Annotated in this window: 20 protein-coding genes; 12 read left to right on the top strand and 8 right to left on the bottom strand. The window is 73.5% G+C overall.

Features of this window, described 5'->3' with window-relative positions:
* Window positions 1-18: 18 nt before the first annotated feature.
* From NAEX_RS12395 to NAEX_RS12380, 4 genes are all read left to right on the top strand, one after another.
* A complete protein-coding gene (locus tag NAEX_RS12395) occupies window positions 19-1,296 on the top strand; it encodes a DUF4056 domain-containing protein (RefSeq protein WP_211302399.1) in 1,278 nt (425 codons plus the stop codon).
* A gap of 178 nt (window positions 1,297-1,474) precedes the next feature.
* On the top strand, window positions 1,475-1,864 hold the full coding sequence (locus NAEX_RS12390; RefSeq protein WP_096327714.1) for a carboxypeptidase-like regulatory domain-containing protein: 390 nt from the start codon (window positions 1,475-1,477) through the stop codon (window positions 1,862-1,864).
* Between the two features lie 51 nt (window positions 1,865-1,915).
* Window positions 1,916-3,064 (top strand): HupE/UreJ family protein, encoded by a 1,149-nt coding sequence (locus NAEX_RS12385; RefSeq protein WP_143141055.1) that lies wholly within the window; start codon window positions 1,916-1,918, stop codon window positions 3,062-3,064.
* A gap of 130 nt (window positions 3,065-3,194) precedes the next feature.
* Window positions 3,195-4,742 (top strand): outer membrane protein assembly factor BamB family protein, encoded by a 1,548-nt coding sequence (locus tag NAEX_RS12380; RefSeq protein ID WP_096327712.1) that lies wholly within the window; start codon window positions 3,195-3,197, stop codon window positions 4,740-4,742.
* A 59-nt stretch (window positions 4,743-4,801) separates the two neighbouring features.
* Here NAEX_RS12380 and NAEX_RS12375 read toward each other — a convergent pair whose 3' ends face one another.
* Window positions 4,802-5,701, bottom strand: coding sequence for an AraC family transcriptional regulator (locus NAEX_RS12375; protein WP_096327711.1), 900 nt, complete (start codon window positions 5,699-5,701; stop codon window positions 4,802-4,804).
* 74 nt (window positions 5,702-5,775) lie between these two features.
* Here NAEX_RS12375 and NAEX_RS12370 point away from each other — a divergent pair, with 74 nt between their 5' ends.
* Window positions 5,776-6,528: an SDR family oxidoreductase gene (locus tag NAEX_RS12370; protein ID WP_096327710.1), complete on the top strand. Its 753-nt coding sequence runs from the start codon at window positions 5,776-5,778 to the stop codon at window positions 6,526-6,528.
* A gap of 259 nt (window positions 6,529-6,787) precedes the next feature.
* Complete coding sequence (locus NAEX_RS12365) at window positions 6,788-7,564, top strand: alpha/beta fold hydrolase (protein WP_096327709.1); 777 nt, start codon at window positions 6,788-6,790, stop codon at window positions 7,562-7,564.
* Window positions 7,565-7,567: 3 nt separating this feature from the next.
* Here the strand turns inward: NAEX_RS12365 and NAEX_RS12360 are convergent, their stop codons facing one another.
* A complete protein-coding gene (locus NAEX_RS12360) occupies window positions 7,568-9,277 on the bottom strand; it encodes a hypothetical protein (RefSeq protein ID WP_170135667.1) in 1,710 nt (569 codons plus the stop codon).
* 218 nt (window positions 9,278-9,495) lie between these two features.
* Between NAEX_RS12360 and NAEX_RS12355 the strand changes: the two genes are divergently transcribed.
* Complete coding sequence (locus NAEX_RS12355) at window positions 9,496-10,455, top strand: CehA/McbA family metallohydrolase (protein ID WP_096327707.1); 960 nt, start codon at window positions 9,496-9,498, stop codon at window positions 10,453-10,455.
* Window positions 10,456-10,728: 273 nt separating this feature from the next.
* On the opposite strand, the gene NAEX_RS12350 is transcribed toward NAEX_RS12355, so the two are convergent.
* From NAEX_RS12350 to NAEX_RS12340, 3 genes are all read right to left on the bottom strand, one after another.
* Complete coding sequence (locus NAEX_RS12350; protein ID WP_170135666.1) at window positions 10,729-11,799, bottom strand: serine/threonine-protein kinase; 1,071 nt, start codon at window positions 11,797-11,799, stop codon at window positions 10,729-10,731.
* Window positions 11,800-12,802: 1,003 nt separating this feature from the next.
* Window positions 12,803-14,050, bottom strand: coding sequence for a multiheme c-type cytochrome (locus tag NAEX_RS50070; protein ID WP_170135665.1), 1,248 nt, complete (start codon window positions 14,048-14,050; stop codon window positions 12,803-12,805).
* A gap of 954 nt (window positions 14,051-15,004) precedes the next feature.
* On the bottom strand, window positions 15,005-16,471 hold the full coding sequence (locus tag NAEX_RS12340; protein WP_096327704.1) for a hypothetical protein: 1,467 nt from the start codon (window positions 16,469-16,471) through the stop codon (window positions 15,005-15,007).
* A gap of 130 nt (window positions 16,472-16,601) precedes the next feature.
* Between NAEX_RS12340 and NAEX_RS12335 the strand changes: the two genes are divergently transcribed.
* The 5 genes from NAEX_RS12335 to NAEX_RS12315 all read left to right on the top strand — a co-directional run bounded on the left by NAEX_RS12335 (window position 16,602) and on the right by NAEX_RS12315 (window position 21,561).
* Window positions 16,602-17,255, top strand: a complete 654-nt coding sequence (locus NAEX_RS12335) for a 3-oxoacid CoA-transferase subunit B (RefSeq protein ID WP_096327703.1) — start codon at window positions 16,602-16,604, stop codon at window positions 17,253-17,255.
* Window positions 17,256-17,380: 125 nt separating this feature from the next.
* On the top strand, window positions 17,381-18,100 hold the full coding sequence (locus tag NAEX_RS12330; RefSeq protein ID WP_096327702.1) for a hypothetical protein: 720 nt from the start codon (window positions 17,381-17,383) through the stop codon (window positions 18,098-18,100).
* A gap of 12 nt (window positions 18,101-18,112) precedes the next feature.
* On the top strand, window positions 18,113-18,790 hold the full coding sequence (locus NAEX_RS12325; RefSeq protein ID WP_096327701.1) for a hypothetical protein: 678 nt from the start codon (window positions 18,113-18,115) through the stop codon (window positions 18,788-18,790).
* A 106-nt stretch (window positions 18,791-18,896) separates the two neighbouring features.
* Window positions 18,897-20,708: an IgGFc-binding protein gene (locus NAEX_RS12320; protein WP_096327700.1), complete on the top strand. Its 1,812-nt coding sequence runs from the start codon at window positions 18,897-18,899 to the stop codon at window positions 20,706-20,708.
* 271 nt (window positions 20,709-20,979) lie between these two features.
* Window positions 20,980-21,561 carry an HdeD family acid-resistance protein gene (locus NAEX_RS12315; protein ID WP_096327699.1) on the top strand — a complete coding sequence of 194 codons (582 nt, stop codon included), beginning with the start codon at window positions 20,980-20,982 and terminating at the stop codon, window positions 21,559-21,561.
* 13 nt (window positions 21,562-21,574) lie between these two features.
* Here NAEX_RS12315 and NAEX_RS12310 read toward each other — a convergent pair whose 3' ends face one another.
* Genes NAEX_RS12310 through NAEX_RS12300 form a run of 3 tightly spaced genes read right to left on the bottom strand, consistent with a single transcriptional unit; the run spans window position 21,575 to window position 24,284 of the window.
* Window positions 21,575-22,909: a hypothetical protein gene (locus NAEX_RS12310; protein ID WP_100793301.1), complete on the bottom strand. Its 1,335-nt coding sequence runs from the start codon at window positions 22,907-22,909 to the stop codon at window positions 21,575-21,577.
* 17 nt (window positions 22,910-22,926) lie between these two features.
* The gene (locus tag NAEX_RS12305) at window positions 22,927-23,619 is read right to left on the bottom strand and encodes a hypothetical protein (protein ID WP_096327697.1); all 693 of its coding nucleotides are present in this window, start codon (window positions 23,617-23,619) and stop codon (window positions 22,927-22,929) included.
* Window positions 23,620-23,621: 2 nt separating this feature from the next.
* Complete coding sequence (locus NAEX_RS12300) at window positions 23,622-24,284, bottom strand: hypothetical protein (protein ID WP_096327696.1); 663 nt, start codon at window positions 24,282-24,284, stop codon at window positions 23,622-23,624.
* Window position 24,285 lies beyond the last annotated feature (1 nt).

Raw genomic sequence — 24,285 nt, 5'->3', positions numbered from 1 at the left:
GGAGCGCGCCGGCCCGGCGTGGCCTGGCGATTGCTGGCACCGCTCGTCGCCGCGGCCTCGGCCTGCGCGCCGACCTGGAAGGCGCCGCTCGTGGTCGACAGCCGCGAGGTCGCGCGGGCGATGCACGACCCGGCCGACGTCGCGACCGACTTCGACCCGGCCAGCGTGCCGGTGTTCGACCCGCCGCAGAAGCTCCGGCCGTGCTGCGCTTTCGGCCAGGATCTGCGGGCGGAGGTCGGGCCGGTGCCGGTGCCGCTGTACAAGAACGAGAACATCCGCGGGCCGGAGGACATCGGGCCGCACGGCTACGACAAGGGCGACGCGACGCGCGAGCGCAACGGGCTCGTGTACACCTGCCGCGGCGGCTTCCTCGACATCGCCCACGTGCGCGACACGGCCGACCGCACGCTCTTCTTGACGCTGCAGCTGGTGCGACGATTGCCGGACGAGGCGACCGTCGATTGGCCGGAGGAGGGCACGAAGCGGCGGGTGGTGGTGAAGGCGCTGCCGCCCGGGCTGCTCGAGCGCCACGGCCGGTGGAAGACGGCGGTGACGCTGGCGAGCTGGGCGGTCTATCAAATTTCGACGTGGCACGAGGTGGTCACGTGGTACGGCTTCGAGAGCGTGCCGGGGGTGTCGGAGCGGCTGTCGTCGTTCTCGCCCGAGGACGTGTACTCGAACGTGCTCGGCATCAACCTCGCGGCCGGGCTGATCCTCGACGGCGAGATCCGCTCGCGCGAGGAGTACGACGTGGCGATGCAGGCGTGGATCCGCGAGGCCCTGCGGCGCCTCGGGGCGCTGCCGAGGGACGGCGCGCGGGCGGCGATGCAGGCGGTCGACGGGCTGTGGTGGGACTCGCGCAAGCGCATGCCCGACTTCACGCTGGTGACGCGGCGGTATATCCATACCGAGTCGCCGATCCCGGCCTGGCTGGTCCAGGACCCCGCGGTCCGCAGGGCCTGCGAGGGCCAGCCGCCGCCGCTGCCGCTGGTCATCGACCATCGCCTCGGCGACCGCGAGATCTCCGAGCTCGCCGCCGTCGAGTTCGAGTTCGGCACCTGGCTGCCCAAGAACTTTCCGCTGCCGATCGCCGAGGGCACCACGCTCACCCAGGCCGACATCCCGGCGATCGCGGCGGCCATCCGCCAGGAGGGCGCGCAGGTGTTCGGCCCGGACTTCGACGAGCCCGGGGCGGGGCGGGCCGACGAGCCGCCGGGGAAGGGCGAGAAGGAAAAAATTGTGCGGCGCGCCGTGACGGGTCGGCGCCGACCGGCGACTACCCCGGCGGGACCGTGACGCCCGAGTCGCGCCGGCGCCACGCACACTATCCACACGCGACGTATCCCCTCGGCCCGCTCGGGTTCGCTGCTTCAGGTCGTCACCCGGCCTCGAAGCTTTTTTAATCATCGGCTCATCGGCGCGGGTCCGCGGCGCGTCCGGTGACGGCGGGCCGGTCTTCGGCGAGGCTGACCGCATGTCGGCGCGCGCGAGTGCTCTGGGCTTCGTCGGCTTCGCGCTGGCGGCCTGCGTGGCCGCCGGGGTGACGGGGCCGCGGCCGCGGATGGCGATCACGGTCGAGCCGGGCGCCTCGGAGGCCAGTGGCGGGGTGGTGCTCGGGGTGGTGAGGGACATGCGGACGAACGAGCCGGTGCTGGACCGCATCGTGTACCTGCGCTGCTCCTGTCTGCCCGAGGAGCGGATCGGCGTCAGCGACGCGCGCGGGGTCTACGTCATCCGCGGGCTGCCGCCGGGCGAGTACACGATCGCCGCGCTGTACGAGCGCGAGGAGGCGCGGTTCGTGCTGCCGTCGGGCTCGCGGGCGCGGGCGGACCTGTACATCGACCCGCGCGGGAACATCGGCTGAGCGCCGACGGCGCGAGACAGGCCCGGGTCGTTCGGGTTATCCTCGCCGGACGTGCTCACGGCCGCGCCCTGCGACAACAAGGTGTTCGAGAGGACAGGCCTCTCCAGACATGTTGCTAGGGACATGGTTATCGGGGCATGTCTCCTGGTGCTGGTCGTTCCGGGGATCGCCGGGGCCCACCAGGTCGGGCTGTCGCGCGGGGTGTACACCGTCGACGGGGCGGCGGTCGCAGTCGAGCTGACGTTCGCGCGCGGCGAGCTGCGGGCGCTGGCGCCGGGGCTCGACGCCGACGGCGACGGGACGCTGAGCGAGGGCGAGCTGGCGGCCGACGGCGCGGCGCTGGGGCCGGTGGTCGCGGGGGTCGGGCTGGCGGCCGGGGGCGAGCCGTGCGTCGGGGCGGCGACGCGGGCGTGGCTGACGGAGGAGGACGGGGCCTCGCTGGCGCTGCGCTTCGAGTGCCCGCGCGCGACCACGGCGCTGACGCTGACGTGGTCGCTGTTCGACCGGCTGTCGCCCGGGCACCGGCACCTGGCGCAGTTCCAGCGGCCCGGAGCTGGCCCCGAGGACATCTTCGCCGAGCCGGTGCTGCAGGCGCGCGCGCCGGCGGCGACGGTCGCGGTCGAGGGCGACAGGGGCGAGGCGCCGGCGCGGCCGGTGTCGGCGTACTTCGAGCTCGGGGTCGAGCACATCCTGATCGGGACCGACCACCTGGTGTTCCTGCTCGGGCTGGTGGTGGTCGGCGGCCGCCTGCGCTCGCTGGTGGCGGTGATCACGGCGTTCACGCTCGGCCACTCGCTGAGCCTCGCGCTGGCGACGCTGGGGATCTGGACGCCGAGCGGGGCTTGGGTCGAGCCGGCCATCGCGCTGTCGATCGCGTACGTCGGGGTCGAAAACTTCTTCGTCCCCGACGCGGCCGGGCGCTGGCGGATCACGCTGCCGTTTGGGTTCGTCCACGGGTTCGGGTTCGCCGGGGTGCTGGCCGAGCTCGGGCTGCCGGCCGGCGAGGTCGGACCGGCGCTGCTGCTGTTCAACCTCGGGGTCGAGGCCGGACAGCTCGCGGTGCTGGCGCTGGTGCTGCCGGTGTTGCTGGCGCTGGGGCGCTGGGAGCCGTACCGCCGGCTGCACGGGGCGAAGTGGATCTCGGGGGCGATCGTGCTCGCGGGGCTGTGGTGGTTCTTCGAGCGGGTGCTCGGCGGCTGAGCGCGAGCGGGCGCGAGCGGTGAAGCGCCGGTCGCGGCGCGGGCGCGGTGGGTGACGAAAATTTTTTAGCGGGCGCGGAGATCAAGAGCCCGGGTGGCGGCACTTGGCGGTCGCACCCACGGAGTTCGTCATGCCGCCCTTCACCGCCCGCCCCCAAGTCCCCGCCTCCCACGTCGCCTGCATCGCCCGCCTCGGCGAGGTTGAGCCCGCGAGCTCGCCGAGCACCCCGGCGCGCCGCAGCGCCTCGGCCGGTCCGAGGCGGCTCACGGCCCTGTCGCTCGGGCCCTGGCTCCTGCTCGCCTGTCCCTCGGAGCAGACGACGACCACCGACTCCGGCATCGACCCCGAGCCGTCCACGACGACCACGACCTCGGGCGCGAGCGAGCCGGACGTCACGACGACCACCAGCGCGGACACGCCGACCACCGCCGAACCGACGACCGCGGCGCCGACGTCGACGAGCACCGGCCCCGCCCCGGCCGTCTGCGGCGACGGCGTCGTCGCCGGGAGCGAGAGCTGCGACGACGGCAACGACGAACTCGACGACGGCTGCGACAAGAATTGTGAGAGGACGGCCGCGGTGCTGTGGACCTACACGCACAGCGGGGCGGCGGGCGAGTACGACGGGGTCGCGGCCGTCGCCGTCGACCCGACCGGCAAGATCGTCCTCGCCGGCAGAGAGGGCGTCAGCGCGACCGACAGCGACATGCTGCTCATCGCCCTCGACCCCGACGGCACCGAGCTGTGGAAGAGGACGTACCCCGACCCGAACGGGCTGCCCAACGTGTTTTACGCGGTGGTCCTCGGCGACGACGGCACCATCTACGCGGCAGGCACCGAGGAGCAGGCGAAGGACATGGCGGCGCCCGTGGTGCGCTCGTTCGACGCGGACGGCAACGAGGGCTGGACGTTCATCGAACCGCCCGCCAGCATGATCGGGGCGTCGATCTCGGGCCTCGTGCTGGCGGACGGCAAGCTCTACTCGGCCGGCGCCGAGGACCTGACGGCCGACGAGACGCAGCTGGTCCTGCGTCGCCACGACCTCGCCACGGGCGAGGCCGACTGGACGGCGGTGACGCAGGCCGAGCACGCGCGCGCGCTCGGCTTCGGGGTCGTGAAGATTGCAGGCGGCGTGGTGGTGGCCGGGCTCGTGTACGCCGAGGACAACTCGACGCGGCCGCTGCTCGTGACCGTCGACGACGCCGGGACGATCGTCGGCACCGAGGTCGAGGAGCACCCCGGCGGCACGTGGTTCGACGCCGAGGCGATCGGCGCCGGCGGCGACATCGCCCTGGTCGGGCGCCGGCAGCCGGAGGGCGTGACCGGCTACGACTTTGCGGTGCGGCGCGTCGGGCCCGACCTGGCGGAGCAATGGACCGACATCCACGACCACGAATTTTTGTACGGCACCGGCAACGGGGTCGCCGTGGGCCCCGACGAGCAGATCCTCGCGGTCGGCTTCCACGTCGCGCCGACGCAATTCAACGACGTGTTCGGCGCCCTCTACGCGGGAGACGGCGCCCGGCTGTGGACGCACACCTACAACAACGAGGACATCGACCTCTACGACGAGGCGAGCGACGCCGCCTGGGGCCCGGGCTTTTGGGTCGTCGCCGGGCAGTCGGTGGTGCTCGGCGAAGCGGCGAACGTATGGGTGCGCGCCTTCAAGGCGGAGTGACCGCGCGATCCTGCGGCTCATCCGGCGCCGCGACGGCGAGGATCGCCCGCTGCTGCATGCTACTGCTGCGCCCGCGCGTAGTGACTCGGAGCCTGGCCGACGTGGCGGCTGAAGGCGGTGCTGAAGGTGCTCGCGGAGGCGTAGCCGACGCGCTCGGCGACCTCGGCGAGCGCGAGGTCCTGGCGTCGCAGCAGATCTTTCGCCATGGCCATGCGCCAGGCGAGCAAATACTCCATCGGCGGCAGGCCGACGGCCCGCGTGAAGCGCTCGAAGAACGCCGAGCGCGACAGCGCGGCGGTCTTCGCCAATTGGGCCACCGTCCACGGGCGGGCGAACTGGCCGTGGATCTGCCGCAGCGCCGGCGCGAGGCGAGCGTCGGCGAGGCCGCGCAGCAGGCCCGGGGGCGTGTCCTCGCCCGGGGTCGACCGCAGCGCCTCGATCAGCAGCAGCTCGACGAGCCGCGTCAGCACGAGGTCGCGGCCCGCCCGCCGCTGGCCGGCCTCGTCGCCGACGAGCCGCACGAGCAGCGAGAGCCGCTCCACGCCGCGCACGTGCACGACCGCGGGCAGCAGCGACACCAGCAGCTGCGCGTCGGGCGAGTCGAACACGAAGTAGCCGCCGAGCAGGCGCACGTCGGGCCGGCCGCCCCGCGTGCCGTGGCGGACCTCCGCGGTCGGCGCGGGCGTCAGCTTGGGGTCGATGCGCTCGGGCGTCGCCGGCTCGAAGCCCGACATGGTGAAGCCCGGCGTGGCCGGCAGCAGCAGGAAGTCGCCGGCCTCGAGGGTGAGGGGCCGGTAGCCGTCGACGGCGAGGCGACAGCGGCCCTCCAGCACGGTGCAGAAGCTCGGCTGGCCGAATTCGGCGTAGCGCACGGCCCAGCGACCGGCGCCGCTGATCGGCTTCGAGAACACGGCGCGCGGCTGGAGCAGGGCGATGACTTGCGAGAGAGGGTCGTGCATGTCTGGACGCTCGCCAATGAAACGTGGACTTGTTGCGATAGAGCGTCCGGCATCGAGCCGCTACAGTCAACGCCATGAAGACGGTACTCATCACTGGTTGCTCCTCCGGCTACGGCCTCGAGACCGCGCGTCACTTCCACGCCCAGGGCTGGAACGTGGTCGCCACCATGCGAACGCCGCGCGAAGACGTGCTGCCCCGGTCGGAGCGGCTGCGCGTGCTGGCGCTCGACGTGACGCAGCCCGACAGCATCGCGGCCGCGCTGGCCGCGAGCGGGCCCGTCGACGTGCTGGTCAACAACGCCGGCGTCGGGGCGCTCGGCGCCTTCGAGGCGACGCCGATGGCGCTGGCGCGCCAGGTGTTCGAGACCAACACCTTCGGGGTGATGGCGATGACGCAGGCGGTGCTGCCGCGGATGCGGGCGCGGCGGTCGGGCGTGATCGTCAACGTGACGTCGAGCGTGACGCTCGCGCCGATGCCGCTGGTGGCGGTGTACACCGCCAGCAAGACGGCGATCCAGGGGTTCACCGCCTCGCTCGCGCACGAGCTCGCGGAATTCGACGTGCGCGTCAAGCTGGTCGAGCCGGGCTACGGGCCGACCACGCGCTTCGCCAGCAACGGGCCGAACCCGGCCGCGCTGATCCCCGAGGCCTACGCGCCGTTCGCCGAGCGCGTGTTCGCGGCGTTCACCCGGCCGGCGGCGGTGACGACCGAGGCCGACGTCGCCGAGGTGGTGTTCCGCGCGGCCAACGACACGTCCGGGCAGCTGCGCTTCCCCGCGGGCCCGGACGCGGTGGCGCTGGCCGCCGCCGGCGCGAGCGCGGGGTGAGCCGGGTGTCCTCGGGGACAGCTCGAGCGAGAGCCGGACCCGCCCGCGCTCGCCGGGTCGCGCGCGGAGGGAGCGCGGGGCGGGTGTCCCTCGGGGCAGCTCGGCGGCCTCACGAAAAATGTCTCGAGGGACAGGTCACGCGTGGCCGGCGGTCGAGCCGGCGAGGGGCGCGCCGGGTGCCTCAGGCTGCGAGGAGGTGCGCGCCAGGCCTGCGGGGGCGGGGCTTTCGCGGCGGGGCGAGCCGCGATAGGGTGAGGTCATGGCGACGCTGACCCTGCCCGACGGCGAGCTTTATTACGAGGTGCACGGCAGCGGGCCGCCGCTCGTGTTCGCGCACGGGCTCGGGGGCGGTTTTTTGTCGTGGTGGCAGCAGGTGCCGCACTTCCGCCGGCGGTTCAGCTGCGTGGTGTTCTCGCACCGCGGCTTCGCGCCGTCGAAGGACGCGTCGGGGCAGGGGCCGCGCAAGTTCGTCGACGACCTCGACGCGCTGCTGCAGCACCTGCACGTCACCGACGTGCGCCTGGTCGGGCAGTCGATGGGCGGGTGGACCTGCCTCGGCTACGCGCTGCGGCGGCCCGAGAAGGTGCGGGCGCTGGTGATGGCCTGTACGACGGGACAGGTGACGACGCCGGAGATCGACGCGGCGATCAACCGGCTGCGCGGGCGGGCCACGGCGGCGTTCATGAAGGGGGTCCACCCGGCGGCCGGCGAGCGGATGGTGCGCGAGCAGCCGGCGATGCACGAGCTCTACCGCGGGATGGACATCCTCGGCGCCGCCGACAAGCGGGCGATCCGCGACGTCCTGCTGGGGATGCGGACGGTGACCGCCCGCGACCTCGAGGGCTTCGAGGTGCCGACGCTGTGCCTGACGGCCGACGAGGACTTCGTGTGCGCGCCGGACTCGGTGGCCCACCTGGCGCGCATGCTGGTCGGCGGCCGCTTCATCAAGGTGCCGGAGACCGGGCACTCGATCTACTGGGAGCGCCCGGCCCTGTTCAACCAGCTGGTCGACGAGTTCCTCGACTCGGTCGAGTGAGGATCACTGGACGCGGCGGATGACCCGGTTGGCGCTGTCGAGCACGAACAGCGAGCGGCTCGGGTCGTGGTAGGCGAGCGCGAACGGGCCGTTGAAGCGGGCCTCGGTGCCGACGCCCTCGAGGTAGGCGCCGGGGCAGACCATGTCGCCGCCGCAGTGCTGGCCGGCGAGGGTCGAGACCTCGCGGGTGGCGAGGATGCCCTGGCGGACGGTGTGCTGGGCGAACTCGCCGAAGTAGAGGCTGGCGCCGTCGCTGGCGAGGCCGCGCGGCCGGTGGATCGCGGCCGCGGCGCCGACGCCGTCGACGTAGCCGGCGCCGCCGTTGCCGGCGAAGGTGCCGACGTGGCCGGTGACGGTGTTGAAGCTGCGCAGCGCGAAGCCGTTGGTGTCGGCGACGTAGAGCATGCCGCTGTTGTCGGAGGTGAGGTAGCGCGGGCTGACGAAGCGCGCCGCGTCGCCGACGCCGTCGTCGCTGCCGGTCTCGTAGGCGAGGCCGGCGAGGGTGACGACCTCCTGCGCCGCGGGGTCGAAGCGGCGCAGCACGGCGGCGCTGGCGTCGACCATGTAGACGTGGCCGGCGTAGTAGGTGAGGCCGCGGTTGTCGTCGAAGGTGGCGGCCTCGCCGACGCCGTCGGCGACGCCGGTCATGCCGTTGCCGGCGACGGTGGTGACCGCGAACGGCGGGGTCAGGCTGACGGCGCGCAGGCGCTTGTTCATGCCGTCGCTGACCCATAGCGTCTTGCCGTCGGTGGCGATGGCGTCGAGGCCGGCGAAGCGGGCGTCGAGGCCGTCGGGGGCGTCGACGTAGCCGCTCATGCCGGTGTTCGAGCCGGCGATCGTCTCGACCTCGGCGGTGGCGAGGTCGATCCGGCGGATGCAGTTGTTCTGGGCGTCGGCGAGGTAGAGGTGGGTGAGGTCGACGGCGAGGCCGCCGGTGCCGGAGATCCGCGCTTCGCCGCCGACGCCGTCCTTGAGGCCGAGCTGGCCCTCGCTGCCGACGAACAGCGAGGTGGTGTTGGCGAGGTTGCAGGTCGGGTTGCAGGCGTCGCCGTTGTCGAGGTTCGCGTCGTCGCAGACCTCGAGCACGGCGTTTGTCATGCCGTCGCCGCAGCCGCCGCCGGGGGGCTCGAGCTGGCAATTCGGGCCGCAGCCGTCGTCGGGGTCGAGGCCGGCGTCGTCGCACTCCTCGCCCTGATCGAGGTCGAGCACGCCGTCGCCGCAGGCGGCCCCGGCCTCGACCTGGCAGGTCGCGCTGCAGCCGTCGCCGTCGCTGGCGTTGCCGTCGTCGCACTGCTCGCCGTCGGGGTAGTCGACGACGCTGTCGCCGCAACCGGCGGCGGTGCAGTCGGTGCGGCAGGCGCCCGGCTCGAGGTCGCTGTTGTCGGGGCCGTCGTCGCAGGCCTCGTCGCACTCGACCACGCCGTCGCCGCACTCGCTCCGGCAGGCGGGCATGGTGGTGCTGGTGCCGTCGGTGGTGCCGGTCGTCGTGGTGCCGGTCGGCGGGTCGAGGGTGGTGAGGCCGGTGTCGGTGCTCGTGGTGGTGGTCGGGTCGGTGGCGGTGGTCCCGGTCGGGTCGCCGGTGATCGTGTCGGTCGTGGTCGCGGTCGAGCCGTCGCTGGCAGTCTCGGTGTCGGCGGCCGGCGGGAGGGCGCAGGCGAACACCAGGCTCAGCAGGCCGAGGGCGGTCGGTCTCAAGCTGTGGGGGCGATGCATCGCCTCAGGGTAGGGCCCGGAGCCCGCGGCTGACAACGTGGTCGGGCGAAGTTTTCCGCGGGGCTTCTCGCCGGCAAACCTGGCAAGATGGCGGGGTGCGGAGCCGGGGTCGTACCTGCGCGCTGGCCGGGTCGGCGGCCTGCTGGCTGGCCTGCTCGCGCCCGGAGGCGCCGCCCCAGCCGGTGGTCGCAGCGGTCGAGGAGGATGTCCCGAAGGCCATGCCTGAAAAGGCATGGCTGAAGGGTCAGCTACACCTCCACACCGACAACTCGGGCGACAGCGCGACGCCGGCCGCGGCGGCGCTGCGGTGGTACGAGGCGCACGGGTTCGACTTCGCGGTGGTGACCGACCACAACTTCGTGACGGCGCCGGCCCACGAGGGGCGCATGCTGGTGGCGCCCGGGATCGAGCTGACGCAGAACGTCGAGCGCTGCGAGCCGCCGCCCGAGCCGGGGCTCGCGTGCCTGCTGCACGTCAACGCGCTGTTCGTGGCGGAGGCGCGGGCGGGGCGGTTCCGGTTCCCGCCGCCCGGCTCGCCGCGGCGCGACGAGCTGTTCGCGCGGGCGCTGCGGGCGAGCGAGGAGCTCGGCGGGGTGGCGATGCTGAACCACCCGAACTTCCACTACGCGGCCGACGCGGGGCTGCTGACGGCGCTGTCGCGGTCGGGGCTGCGGCTGTTCGAGCTGGCCAACGAGGCGATCGACTCGAACAACGCCGGCGACGCGGGGCACCCGTCGACGGAGGCGCTGTGGGACGCGGCGCTGACGCGCGGGGCGCGGCTGTTCGCGGTCGCGACCGACGACGCGCACCACTACGACGACGCGCCTGCCGTGACGGCCCGCGGCGAGACGGCGTACACCGGCGACCGCGGGTTCGTGGTGGTGCACGCGACCCGCGATCTGCCGGCGATCCGCGCGGCCCTGCTGGCGGGGGAGTTCTACGCGTCGACGGGGTTGTCGCTGCGCTCGGTGGCGCGCGAGGGCGCGGCGCTGACGGTCGAGGCGGCCCAGGCGGGGGTGACGATCGAGTTCGTCGGGGCCGGCGGCGAGGTGCTGCGGACGGTCGCCGGGCCGCGCGCGACGATGACGCTGGCCGAGACGGCCGGGCCGTACCTGCGCGCCCGCGTGCGCGCGGCCGACGGGCGCAGGGCGTGGACGCAGCCGATCTGGCGCGAGTGAGCCCGGGGCCCGGTGTCCGGGTGACGACGACCCGGCGTGCCGCCGGAGCGACGAGGTCAGGCGGGCCCGTCGCGAGCGAGCCGGGGCCCGAAGGGCCGGGTGACGACGACCCGGCGTGCCGCCGGAGCGGCGAGGTCAGGCGGGCCCGTCGCGAGCGAGATGGCGCGAGAGACATGTCGTGAGGGACATGTCTTCGCCGAGGCCGCGGGCCTGGCAAGCAGTCTTCAAGGTCATGTCGCGCAGAACATGTCCTAACGGTCGTCCGAGGCGGGGTCAGCGGGCGCCGATGTGGGCGGCGAGCTCGGGGTGCGAGCAGCTGGTGCCGGTGAAGTGGGCCGCGACGGCGCCGACGGTGAGGGCCGCGGCGGCGCCGAGCGAGGCGGCGAGGACCAGCGAGGAGCGGCGCTGGCCGCGGGCGGCGAGGTCCTCGAGGTGGGCGACGAGGATGTCCATGTCGGGCCAGCGGTCGTCGGCGTCGAGGGCGAGGCCGCGGACGATGCACTGATAGAGGGCGCGCGGGACCTGCTGGGTGAACGGCGGCGGCTGGGTCGGCGGGCCGGCGAGGACGTTGTCGATCAGCGTGCGCAGGGTCGGACCGACGAACGGCCGCTCGCCGAACAGACACTCGTAGGCGGTGACGCAGAAGGCGAACTGGTCGGAGCGCGCGCAGGCCGGAGCGGCCCGCAGCTGCTCCGGGGCCATGTACGCGGGGGTGCCGACCAGGACGTTGGTCTCGGTGTCGGTCAGGCGGAACTTGCCGACCAAAGTCTCGGCGGAGAAGCCCTGCGGGCGGGCGACGCTGAAGTCGACGACGCGGACGCGGCCGTCGTCGCCGACGAGGATGTTGTCGGGCTTGATGTCGCGATGGATGACGCCGCCGCGGTGCGCGGCCGCCAGCCCGCGCCCGGCCTGGATCAGCAGCGGCAGGACCTCCCGCCAGCCGCGCGGGGCGTCGCAGAACTGACGCAGGGTCGGCCCCTCGACGAACTCCATGGTGAGGAAGACGCGGTCGCCGACGACGCCGACGTCGTGGACGGCGACGATGTTGGGGTGCGAGAGGCGGGCGATCGCCTGGGCCTCGCGCAGCAGCCGGGCGTCGCCGGTCGAGACCAGGTGGGCGGTCTTCTTGCCGGTCGGGTAGAGGACCTTGACGGCGACGGGCCGCTGCAGGCGGGGGTCGTAGGCCCGGTAGACGACCCCCATGCTGCCGCTGCCCAGCTTGCCGAGGAGCGAGTAGCGACCGAGGGCGTCGGCCGGGGTGCCGAACAGCTCGCGCTCCGCGGGGCTCAAGGTGCGCCGGGTGGTGCACAGGTCCTCGAGGTCGTCCGGGAGAGAGGCGTCCATGCCGATGTCGATAGCGCGGGTGATCATGGTGCAGCTGTCTCTCGGGGCAGGCGCGCGGCGAGCGTGAGGATCGTCGGTGCAGGCCGCCGCGGTGCGACCGCGGGTGCAGCGGGCTCCCCGGCGATCCGCGATCCAACGCACCAAAAAATCATCAAGTCGGACGGCCGACGCGAACGCCTGTCCGGCTCGAGGCCGCGCCGCCGGCGCCACGCCGGCCTGCGCTCCTTCGCCCGGAAAACCGGCGCCGGAGGGGCGCAGGAGCGCCGGCGATGCGAACGGCGTCACATAAACTTCGGGACAGGTGATGGCGCCGGCCGACGGCGCGGATCGAGGTTCCCGGGACCCAGGCGCGCCCGCGGCGGGGCGCAAAGGGGCGCGGGAGCGCGGGCGGTGCGCGCGACGTCACATGGACTTCGGAACAGGTGCAAGCGCGAGGCCCGGGCCGGGCACGCGCCGCGGAGGCGTGCGAGGGCGCGGGGGATGCGGGCAGGAGCACATGACCTCGGGGACATGTGTACGCGAGCCGATGCGCGAGGCAGGCAAGCGTTCGCAGACGGACGGCCTCTGCGGAGCGGCCGGCGCGGCGGCGGTGCGGGCGGGGTCACATGTCTTCGGGGACAGGAGGCGGCGCGAGGGCGACGAAGGGGCAATAGAACCGCGATCGCCGGCGAGCGGGTCGCGGGCGGCGGAGGTGCGGGCGGGGTCACAGCACTTCGGGACAGGTGGCGCGCGCCTCGGGCTCGCTCGCGGGCGGCGAACAGCAAGGGGCGGCGCCGACAGGTCGCGCGTCGAGGGTGCGCGACGTGGACGTGGCCGGTGGCGGCCGCGATCCCGCGGGCCGCGCTCCGGCGGCCCGCGCCCCCGCTTTCGTCGCGCGGGCGCGGACCGGCGTGCGCACGACGGTGCGGAACATGTCTTTCGGGACATGATCTTTTTTGCATGTTCTCTGTGGGTGTGCCGAAGCGCTCTCGCGCGGGTGCTCTCGAGCTTCCCGGGGCGCCGCTCATGGCGCGCCGAGCTCGACGCTGGCGCGGCTGCGCGAGACCTCGTGGATCTCGAGCCTGGCGACGTACTCGTCGAGGCCGAGGGCCCGCAGGGCGGTGGGAGAGAACGCGCGGAACAGCACGCGCGCCTCCACAGACAGCGGCCCCCGGTCGGTGCTCGCGGTCGGGACGCGGAGCTCGAACACCCGCTCGCCCAGCGGTTCGATGGCGTTCGAGACGTGCCGGGCCGCGCGCCAGGGGAAGAGGACCCGCTCGCCGCGCGCGTCGACGAGAACGGAGCCGAGCGCGAGCAGCCCGGGTGCGGCAGCCGTCCCCGCGCCGACAGAGCCGCCCGGCTCGCCGCGCTCGTCGAGGGTCCCGGTGGCGAACACGACGCGGCCGTCGCCGTCGCGGACGACGACCTCGAGCCAGACCTGGCGGTTGAAGGTCGAGCCGGTGGGGAAATTGTGGGCCGAGATGTGGTTCTCGACGGTGATGGAGAGGTCGACCACGTCGCCGGCGCGGACCGACGGGGCGGTCGCAATGCTGACCCGCGCCGCGCTCCCCAGCAGCCGCTCGACCTCCGCGCGCAACGAAGCTTCCTCGTCGGGGTCGAGGAAGCCGTCCAGGAGCGGGACGCCGGCGCCGACCCAGGTGTGCCGGTGGAGCGTACGCGTGGGGCCGCCGGCCACCGCCTGACCCTGGTAGCGCGGCATGTGGCAGTCTTGACATTGCACGCCGGCGGCCGCCGCGGGCGACTTTTGCCATTCGGCGTACGGGCGTTCCAGCTCGAGGCCGCTCACCTCGCGGAGATCGTGGCAACCGGCGCAGAATTCCGCGGTCCCGTGGAGCGGCGAGAACTGCGACTCGTGGAACGAGCTGACCTGCGGCGCGGGGATCGTGCCGCGCATCGGCCCTTCGGGGTCGAGCACGTGACCGCTGTTGTACGGGCGGACCAGCGACGCCACCTTGTGGCAGCTCTCGCAGGTCACGCCCTCGAGCGAGATCGCCTGCAGGTCCGCGAACGCGAAGCCCGGCTCGATGTCGCCGCCGCGGGTCCCGATCGGGGTGTGGCACTGCAAGCAGAACTTGTCCTGCTTGCCGCCATAATTCTCCTGCCGGACCGCGACGAACGCGCGAAACACGGGGTCGATCATCGCATAGGCGTGCCCCGACCCGACCCACTCGGCGTAATGAGTCGCGTGGCAAACACCGCAGTCCTCCGCGGAGGCGAAGTCGTCGAGCGCGACCGTGGGCGTCCGGGGCATCGACAGCGCGTCGAACAGGGCACCGTCCGCGCCGCTCGAGCCGCCGCCGTCGCCGCAGGCCAACGGAATCAGAGTCAGGATCGAGCGGAGTGGTTTCATGGGACCGGGGGCCCGACGCCGAGCTCGACGCCGAACTGGCAGAATGATTGCACCCAGGTCTAGCACCCGCCAATTCGCGGGCAACGGACGCGCCATGCGCCGGTGAGGGGTGCCACGGCGCGCCATTCGCTCGGCGCGCTCAATATGTCCTGAAGGACATTCGACGGGTCCGCGAGCCGCTGCGCGCGACATCCGGCGGATACGACCCGCGGCCAGATCGGGGCGCGACATGTTTCTTCGGACATGTCTCGGACGACGCGTGAATGCGAACCTCCGATCAATGTCATGAGCGCTCATTCGGACGTCAGGACGGCGCGAACCCACGAATGGCGCCCCGCCGCCCGGTGGCCGCCGGACCCGCCTCTCGCAGCCGCACCGCCCCAGCCCGCCCCCCGACAAGGTCGCCGGTGTCCATACCGACCGCCGCTCGCTGGTGGCGTGCACCAGGATCGCGGTCCCCGCCCGGTGAAGCCGGCGCCCCCCGATGACGCGAGAATGCCCCCGATGCGCGGACGGGCGAATCATCGCGCGGTCGACAGACCCGCGTCTCCGGCCGCTTCGTCTTGGAGATCGCCGTGGGCGTGGGTGAGGCGCGGGCGATCGGTGTGGTCGAGGTGGGAATTGCTCCGAATGGATCTCCTCCTCGCATATCTTCGCAGGGTATCGTGCGGGACGACCCTCATTGGTCGTGGGATCGGACGAGCCCCGCCGTGGCCGGGCCAGCGGAGCCGGATCCACGTGCGAGACAGGGGGCGCCGGTCGAGCTCCGCTCCCTCGCGGCTCGCCATCCGCAGGGAAGCGGCGCCGAGGGGCCGAGAAAGCGGGGCTGGGTGCACCGCGACCGTCGAGCTCCGCTCACTCGCAGCCGGTCACCAGCAGGGGCGTGGCGCCGACGGGGGCCGGGGCGTCGGCGAGGCGGGCGGCGTCGCATGCACTTCGGGACAGGTACCAGCGCTCGCCGCCGAGGTCGATGCCGCCGGCGTCGACCCGGGTGACGCCGCGGGTGACGAGGCAGCTGCTGGCGCGGACGACGTCGGTGCGCTGGCCGTCGAGCTCGACGCGGCGGAACTCGGCGGGGCCCTGGAGGGTGACGTAGCCGGGGCCGACCTCGTAGGCGTAGGTGCGGACGAAGCGGCCGCGCTCGTCGCGACCGCGGTGCTCGAGGCGACCGTGACCGGCGGTGCGCTCGGGCCGGTTGCGCCAGCGGTCGCACACGAGGGCGCCGTCGGGGCCGCGGCGGAGGTGATGGACGGCGCGGGCGCGGTGGAGCCGGGCGGCGGGGTCGGGGGCGTCGCGCGGGGGCGGGCGCTCCAGGCGGGCGCGCGTGGCCGGGTCGGCGAGGGCGCCGGCGCAGCCGACGGTGCGCAGCTCGTCGGGCCCGGGCGGGTCGTCGGCGAAGCCGGCGGCGGCGCAGGCGTCCTCGCTGAAGAAGAAGCGCTCGCGGGCGGCGAGGATCAGCCGCCGGGCGCTGCCGGCCGGGCCGCCGAGGGCGATGCCGGTGAAGACGCAGGTCAAGGCGCGGCCGACGGCCTTCTGCGTGCCCGGCGGGGCGGCGACCGGGAGCTCGTGCTCGGGAGCGGTGAGGGTGAGGTGGCCCTCGGCCAGGCGATAGGCGAGCTGGATCGTGGGTGACCCGAGGGACATGGCGTTCGGGACAGGCTCGGGCGGGGCGGAGGCGGGGCTGTCCTCGAGGACAGGCGGGAGGAGGGGCCAGGCGAGCAGGGCGGCGGGGGCTATGTCCTCGGAGACAGGCGAGGGGCGGGGCGAGGCGAGCAGGGCGGCGGGGGGGATGTCCTCGGGGACAGGTGAGAGGCGGGGCGAGGCGAGCAGGGCGGCGGGGGAGATGTCCTCGGGGACAGGTGAGAGGCGGGGCGAGGCGAGCAGGGCGCTCGGCTGTATGTCCTCGGGGACAGGCGGGCGCGGCGCCGAGGCGAGCTCGGGCCGCGCGGGCGGCGCGCCGGGGTCGCTGTCTGCGGGGACAGGTTGTGCGAGGTCCGGGCGGTCCGCCGGCCTCGGAGGCGCGGGCGGGCCCGAGCTGTCCGCGGGGACAGGCGGCGGCGCGACCAGGACGAGGCGGCCGCGCTCGGGGTCGCCGACGTCGGGGACGAGCCGCCAGGGCTCGCAGCGGTAGCCGTCCGGGCCGGGCAGGCGCCACCACAGCAGGCCGCCGGCGCGGGCGTGATCGACCAGGCGCGCCTGCTGCTCGGCGGTCAGCGGCTCGCCGGCGACGCGGACCTCGCGCTCGTCGCCGTCGTCGCCGCGCGGCCCGCCGAGGCGCGCGCAGGCGAGGACAGCCGCGAGCGCGAGGAGGACGACCCGCATGCCGGCGAAGGGTGCCCGCAAACGGCGGCGGAGGGCAACGCGCCGCGGGGACCGGATCGAACCCGCGAGGCGCGAAATCGCGCCGCCTGCCATTGCCTCGGCGGGCCGCCCCGGCCATCATCCGGCCGCCATGCCGTGGAGCCGCGAAGACATGGCCGCGCGTGCGGCCCGGGAGCTGAGCCCGGGCAGCGTGGTCAACCTGGGGATCGGGATCCCGACGCTGATCCCCAACTACCTGCCGCCCGATTCGGGGATCTTGCTGCACTCGGAGAACGGGCTGCTCGGGATGGGCCCGTTCCCCTACGACGACGAGGTCGACGCGCAGGTGATCAACGCCGGCAAACAGACGGTGACGATCGTGCCCGGCGGCTCGACGTTCGACTCGGCGCTGAGCTTCGCGATGATCCGCGGCGGCCACGTCGATGTCGCGGTGCTCGGGGCGATGCAGGTCGCCGAGAACGGCGACCTCGCCAACTGGATGGTGCCGGGACAAAAGGTGGCCGGGATCGGCGGGGCGATGGACCTCGCCACCGGCGCGCGCAAGGTGATCGCGGTGATGACCCACACCGACCGCGACGGCGGCGCGAAGCTGGTCCGCCGCTGTACGTTGCCGCTCACGGCGATGCGCTGCGTGGACCTGGTGATCACCGACCTCGGGGTGATCGCGGTCGAGGACGGCGGCTTCCGCCTGGTCGAGCGCGCACCCGGGGTGACGGTCGAGGCGATCGTCGCCGCCACCGCGGCCCCGCTGCTGGTCGACGAGGCCGGTCGCGCGTCCGCCTGACCTTTGGGACAGTTGTGGGTAACACGGCGAGATGTGCGTTTTCTGACCCGCGGGGCGGAACGCCCGGCGGAACATGTTCGGAGCTTCACTTGCGCTGGCGAGCACGACGTTCCTATCATCCCGGGATGCCTCGCCCGGAGAGTCGCCCGACCTGGACGGCGCGCCTGTGCGGCGCGGTCCTGGCCCCCTGCGTCGCTCTCGCGCCGCTGTCCGTCCGCGCCGAGCCGCCGGCCCCGACGGTGCTCGAAGAGGCCCGGCAGCAGGTGAAGGCCGGCGAGGACGAGGCGGCGATGCAGGCGCTGAGCGAGGTGATCGCGCTCGACACCTCGAACGTGAAGGCCTACCAGCTGCGCGCGGACGTGGCCGGGCGGCTCGCCACCAAGTACGGGCCGGGCGCGGCGTTCCACGCGCTGCGCGCCAACGACCTCGAGCACGTGCTGGCGCTGAGCCCGGACCCGGCGCACGACGGCGCGACGATGCGCCAGCTGCAGGCGGCCCACGCCGACGCGACGCGGGCGGCCAAGCAGGAGCAGCGGCGGCGCAAGCTGCTGCCGGCGGCGATGAGCCTCGGGGTCATCGGCGGCGGCCTCACGCTGGCGTCGACGGTGCTGGTGATCCTCGCCAACACCAACGTCGGCAACGAGGACAGCAAGCACGTGATGAACGTGTACTCGGGCACGTTCCTCGGCATCGGCGTCGGCCTGGTGGTCACCGCGATCGCGTTCGGGGTGGCGGCCCGCAAGCAGTACGCCCGCGACGAGCGGGCCCGGGCGCTGTTCGAGCCCCGCTACGCGCGGCGGGGGATCCCCCAGTTCGGCGGCGGGGGGCTCGTCCTCCGCTTCTAGAAGGCTCCGGCGATGCGCGCTGCCCCGGTCCGCCTGCTCGCCCTGCTCGCCGCGGCGCCGCTGCTCGTGGCGACCAATCGCTGCGGCGTCTACATCGAGCAGACCGAGAACCTGCAGTTCTTCGAGAAGGTCACGCGGGTCGCGTTCGACGTCCACCACGGCAGCATCACCGGGACGATGTACCCGCGGCCGTCGATCTACATCAAGCGCCACACGTCGGGGTTCGACGCGGGGGTCGGCGAGTTCGGCCAGGCGGTCGAGGGCGACGAGCTGCAGCTCACCGGTCACTGCGCGATCGCCCACGAGTGCTGGTACGACCACATGATCGAGGCGCCGCCCGGGACGGCGCTCCGCTTCACGTTCCGCGACGGCTACATCGAGCTCAGCGAGTTCGACGCGGAGATCGAGGCCGAGGTCGGGGTCGGCCGCTTCGTCGGCTGGGCGATCGCGGCGCCGATCGTCGATCTGTCTTATGAGACAGGTGACGTGACGATCGAGTTCGCGGCGGCCCCCGAGCAGGTGACGATCGCGGTCGGCACGGGCGACGTGACGCTGACGCTGCCGGCCGGGCCGTACCGCTGCGAGGTGGCGCCGGCGGCGAAGATCGCGGGCGTCACCTGCGACGACGCGGCGGCGGCGGTGCTGGACATCACGGTCGAGACCGGGACGGTGACGCTCCGCGGGGTGTGAGCCGGGCGCACCCCGCCGCGTGAAACCGCAGGGGAACGTGGTCCGGGTCGCCGCAAGGAGGCGCCCGAGTTGCGTCGGCAAGGAGTTTTGGCGAACTTCGCGCGTGATGTCCCGTCTGCATCCCGCCGGTCCGTGGCTCCTGTGCCTGCTCGCCGCCTGCAACGACGCGCCCGCGGGGAGCGCCTCGGGGACGACGAGCGCGACGAGCGTGACAGGCACGCCGGGGCCGGCGACGACGGGCGAGGAGGCGACGGCGACGGCGCCGACGAGCGGCGCGTCGTCGACGACGTCGAGCGAAAGCGCGACGGAGCCGGCGACGACGACCTCGTCGTCGACCACCCGCGGCGACGCGGCCTGCACCTGCACGCCGGGCGACCTCGGCGAATGCGAGGGCGAGCAGATCCTGGTGTGCCAGGCCGACTGCGTGTCGTTCGCGCCGCAGCCGTGCGGGCCGGGCGAGGCGTGCACGGATGGAGTGTGCTCGGCCGGGGTGTGCCCGCCCGGCAGCGTCCAGTGCGTCGACGACGAGTCGTACCAGCAGTGCGACGCGAACGGCAGCGGCTACGAGCCTCCGGTCGCGTGCGGCCCGACCGAGGCGTGCGCGGGCGACCAGTGCTTCTCGCTGTGCGAGCTGGCGGAGGCGACGCCGAGCACCGTCGGCTGCTCGTTCTTCGCCAACCGCATGGACAACTACTACGCGGAGGAGAACGACTCGGTGGTGGTCGGCAACCCGCACGCGAGCAAGACGGCGACGGTGCGGCTGTTCCTGGCGCCGACCGGGCAGAACGTGGAGGTGCCTCAGGGCGCGCCGGTGACGATCGCGCCGGGCAAGACGCACACGTTCACGCTGGCGAACCCGCCGATCGACAAGGTGTCGGCGCTGCGGGTCGGCGGGGCCTACCGGATCGACAGCGACGTGCCGGTGGTGGCGTACCAGCACTCGCCGATCGGGGCGCAGGCGACCAATGACGCGTCGATGCTGTTCCCCGAGCACGCGCTGCAGGCGAGCTACGTGGTGGCGTCGTACCGCCAGACGCAGGAGGAGTCGCCGAGTTACTTCAACGTGATCGCGATCGCCGACGGGACGACGGTGACGTGGACGCCGCCGGTCACCACGAGCGCCGGGGCCGGGGTGCCGCAGGTGTTCGCCGGCCAGACCGGCACGGTGACGATGAACCGCTTCGATACGCTGCAGGTGATCGCGCCCGAGCCGAACGGCGACCTGTCGGGGACGATCGTCAGCGCCGACCGACCGATCTGGGTCGTCGGCGCGGTCGAGTGCGCCAACGTGCCGAGCAGCGACGTGTCGTACTGCGACCACGTCGAGGAGCAGATGCTGCCGCTGGCGTACTGGGGGGTCGAGTACGTCGGCGCCCACGCGCCGGCCCGCAGCCAGGAGAAGCACTACTGGCGGGTGTACGGCGGCGAGGACGGGACGACGGTGACGACCGACCCGCCGCTGCCGGGCACGCCCCTCGCGCTCAACCGCGGCGAATGGAAGGAGCTGGTGGTGCCGACCGGGACCAGCGTGGTGTTCGCGGGCGACAAGCCGTTCTTGCCGGTGCAATACCTCGAGAGCCAGGACGGCGGCGCCGGCACCGGCGACCCGGCGATGGTGCAGGCGATCCCGGTCGAGCAATTCCTCGAGCGCTACGCGTTCGCCACCGGCACCGGCTATGCACAACACTTCGCGCAGATCGTCCGGGTGCAGGGCGGCCCCGCGGTGTTCGTCGACGGGGCGATGGTCGCCGGCTACTACGCCATCGGCGGCTACGAGGTCGCCGACTGGCCGATCGCCGAGGGCGCCCATTTGGCCGAGAGCTCCGAGCCGTTCGGGATCATCAACTATGGCTACACCGAGGTGACGTCGTACGCGTACCCGGGCGGGACCCGGCTCGAGGTGATCAACCCGCAGTGAGCGGACCGGGCGGCGACGGTCGAGTCTGCTCGTCGCAGGCGAGCGAACCGCGACGGGCCGGGCCGCTGATCGGCCGCGGCGTCATGGCGCGCGGCGGCCCGGCGGCGTCGTTGCAGCGCGCGGACCAGGGCACGAAGCGCCGGAAATGGCGAGCGCGGGCGGCGGTCGAGCCCGCACCCCGGGGCGCGGCGGGCGGGGAGGCGAATCGTGGCTGGGTCTGCTGGACGAGGTCGGGGATTGCGTCACGTTCAGGGCAAAGGAAGGGTCCCCCATGCTCTGTGAATCGCTCTCGACCGCGTGGTGGTCGCTGCTGCTGCGCGGCATCCTGGCGCTGCTGTTCGGCTGTCTGACGCTGGCCGCGCCCGGCATCTCCTTGATCGCGCTGACGGTGTGGTTCGCGGTGTTCGTGCTGATCGACGGCGTGTTCCTCATCGCCGGCGCGTTCGCGGGGCGCAAGGAGAACGAGCACTGGTGGCTGATGCTGCTCGAGGGCCTGTGCGGGGCGGCGTTCGGCCTGCTCGCGCTGCGCGTGCCGGGGATCACGACCCTGGTGCTGCTGATGTACATCGCCGCGTTCGCGATCATCACCGGGGTGCTCCGCATCGTCATGGCGATCCGCCTGCGCAAGGAGATCGAGGGCGAATGGTGGCTGGCGCTCAGCGGCCTCGCCGGCGTGCTGTTCGGCGTGCTGATGATGACGATGCCCGGCGCCGGCGCGCTGGCGATGATGGTGTACATCGGCGTGTGGGCGCTGTTCGTCGGCTTCGCGCTGATCTTCCTGGCCTTCCGCGTGCGCCGGATCGGCCGCGCCGGCGGCGCCTGGCGCGGCGGCCAGCCGCTGCCCGCGCACTGAGGTCCAGCCCTCGCTAGCGACGGCGGCGGCGGCGGAGGCCGGTGAGGCCGAGGACGCCGAGCAGGGCCACGGCCGAGAGCGGGCGCGGCTCGGCGCTGCAGAAGCAGTCGTCGCTCGAGGCCGAGGCGCCGGACTCGTAGCCGAACAGCTCCATCGTGTCGGGGTTCGGGCGGTCTTCCTTCTTGCCGACCCACTCGACGGCGTCGGCGAGGTCCTTCGCGGGCTGCCAGCGGACGCCGGCGGCGTGGCCGGCGTCGGTGCGGGCGACCGCGAGGGCCTGGTCGGGGCCGAGGAGCAGGTCGACGCGGGCGGTCGGGAGGTCGACGGCGGGGGCGAAGGTCCACCACAGCGACCTGGCCGAAAGGTCATGCGTCGCCGCGTGCACGAAGGCCAGCTCGCCGGCGCCGGGCGGCGGGGCGTCGTCCTCGAGGGGCAGCGAGCGGACCACGCCGGCGAGGTAGACCGCGCCGAAGCGATCGGCGGCAATCGCCGTGGGCTGCAGCTCGGCCGCGCCCTCGGGCGCGAGCAGGTACTGGCCGAGCAGGTGCCGGCCGTCGTCGCCGCCCAGGCGGGCGTACCAGGCGTGCGGGCCGCTGGCGCTGTCGGGGTCGGTGGCGCCGTCGAACACGGCCAGGCGCGCGGGGGCGCCGTTCGGCTCGTGGCGGAACAGGTCGTCGCCGGCCCCGTCGACGGCGGCGGCGACGAGGAGGTCGCCGCCCTCGCGCGCGAGCGCGACGACGCGGGTGCTCGTCAGCGCCTCGCAGCGGGCCCAGCGGTTCGCCGCGTGGGCCTCGCCGTAGGCCTGCCACTGCGGCGCGCCGGCGAGGTCGGTGGCGACCACGCGGGCGACGGTGAGCGGCTCGTCGCAGGCGACGGCGTCGGCGTGGCCGCCGGCGATCACGAGCCGACGCGCCGGGTCGTACGCGAGGCTGGTCCAAGTGCCATGTCCGAGAGACCATGTCTGTTGGACCAGGCCGTCGGCGACCACGAGGACGCGGCCGGCGACGAGGACGAGGGCGCGGCCGGGGTCGGCGGCGAGCAGCGCCTGCGGGGCCGCGGGCAGCGGGGCGGTCCAGCGGGCGCGGCCGTCGGCGGCGAACAGGCTGACGCTGCGGTCGTCGGCGGCCAAGAGCTCGCCGTCGGCGGTGCCGGCGAGGGCGCGTGGAGCCGGCGGGGCCGCGCGATCGAGCAGGCCGGGATCGCCGGCGAGCAGCGCCGGCAAGCCGGGCGCGAGGCGCTCGAGGCCGCCGTCGCCGTCCTGCAGCAGGAGCGGCGCGCCAGCGCGCGCCGGGGCGGCGAGGCCGAGGAGGAGGGCGGCGAGACAGACGCGGCAGGCGAGGCGGGTCATGGGTTGTCTCCGGGCGCTCAGCTCGCGTGGACGGTGAGGTCGCCGTGGGCGATGCTGACGGTCAGGGTGGCGGCGGCGCCGTCGTCGCAGGTGATGCCGTCGAGGGTCTGTTCGCCGTCTTCCACCGTGAAGTCGCAGCGGTAGGGGCCGGCGGGCAGGTCGAGGTCGACCGCACCGTCGTCGACGGTGACGACCACCGAGGTCGGCGCGGCGGCGAAGGTGAGGGTCGCGCCGCCCTCGCCGACCTCGACGGTGGTGTTCGGGCCGGTGATCTCGTGGATCAGGACCTCGCCGATCTCGACCGCCACGGTGACGTCGGCGTCGGGGGCGCCGATGTCGACGTCGACGTCGGTGACGTCGAGCTCGATCGCCGTGCCGAGCGGGAGCTCGAAGTTCATGTCGTCGAGGCACTCGGTCTCCTCGCGACAGTCGAAGTGGGCGAACAGGGTGTCGTCCTCGACCCAGTGCTCCTGGCGGCCGAGGCTGATCTGGAAGCCGAACACGTGCTCCCAGATCCGCACGCCGTTGCGGGCGAAGGTGATCGTCTTGACGGTGCCGCGCTCGTTCGTCACGTGCAGCCTGGCGACCGGCTCGAGCACGATGTCGATCTCGTTGTAGTCGAGGATGCTGCCGCAGGTGCCGGGCTTGAAGCCGAGCCCGAGCAGCAGCGGGAGCGCGAGGGCGAGGCCGAAGGAGCGACGGGCGGACATGGTCAGACGCCGGTGACGGTGAGCGCGCCGTCGTCGACGGTGACGTCGAGGACGGCGTCGGCGGCGGGGTCGCAGGTGACGCCCTCGACGGCCGGAGCCTGCGGGGCGGTGAATTCGCAGCGGTAGCTGCCGGTGGGGACGACGAGGGCGACGTCGCCGGCGGTCGACCGCAGGGTGACGCGCTCGGGCCGGGCGACCAGCTCGACGTCGATGTCACCTGTCCCGAGGGACACTTCGACGACGGGGCCCGCGAGCTGCACGCCGTAAAAGCCGCCCTCGTCGATCTCGGCGGTGAGCTCGCGGTCGACGTAGCCGATCTCGACGTAGCCGAGCTTCATGCGCAGCGCGACGCTGACGCCGGTCGAGAACTCGAGCATGTGATCGTACCAGCAGCGGTCGTCGGTCTTGCAGGCGGCGGTGATCACCAGCACGCCGTCGTCGACGCCGGCGTCGGCCGGGCCGAACTCCTTGTCGAAGCCGGAGGTGTGGCGCTTCATCGTCGCGTCCGGCCGCGGCCAGGCGACGAAGGTCAGGCTGCCGCGGTCGACGTCGAGGTCGATGTGGTCGAACGGCTCGACGTACTTGAAGCCCTCGGTAAACTCGTAATAGATGCCCTTGCCGCAGCCGCCCGCGGCGCAGGCGAGCGCCAGCGCCGTGGCCCTCAAC

It is taken from the genome of Nannocystis exedens, assembly GCF_002343915.1.
Lineage (GTDB): Bacteria > Myxococcota_A > Polyangia > Nannocystales > Nannocystaceae > Nannocystis > Nannocystis exedens.
This window is presented reverse-complemented; position numbering and strand designations above follow the sequence as displayed.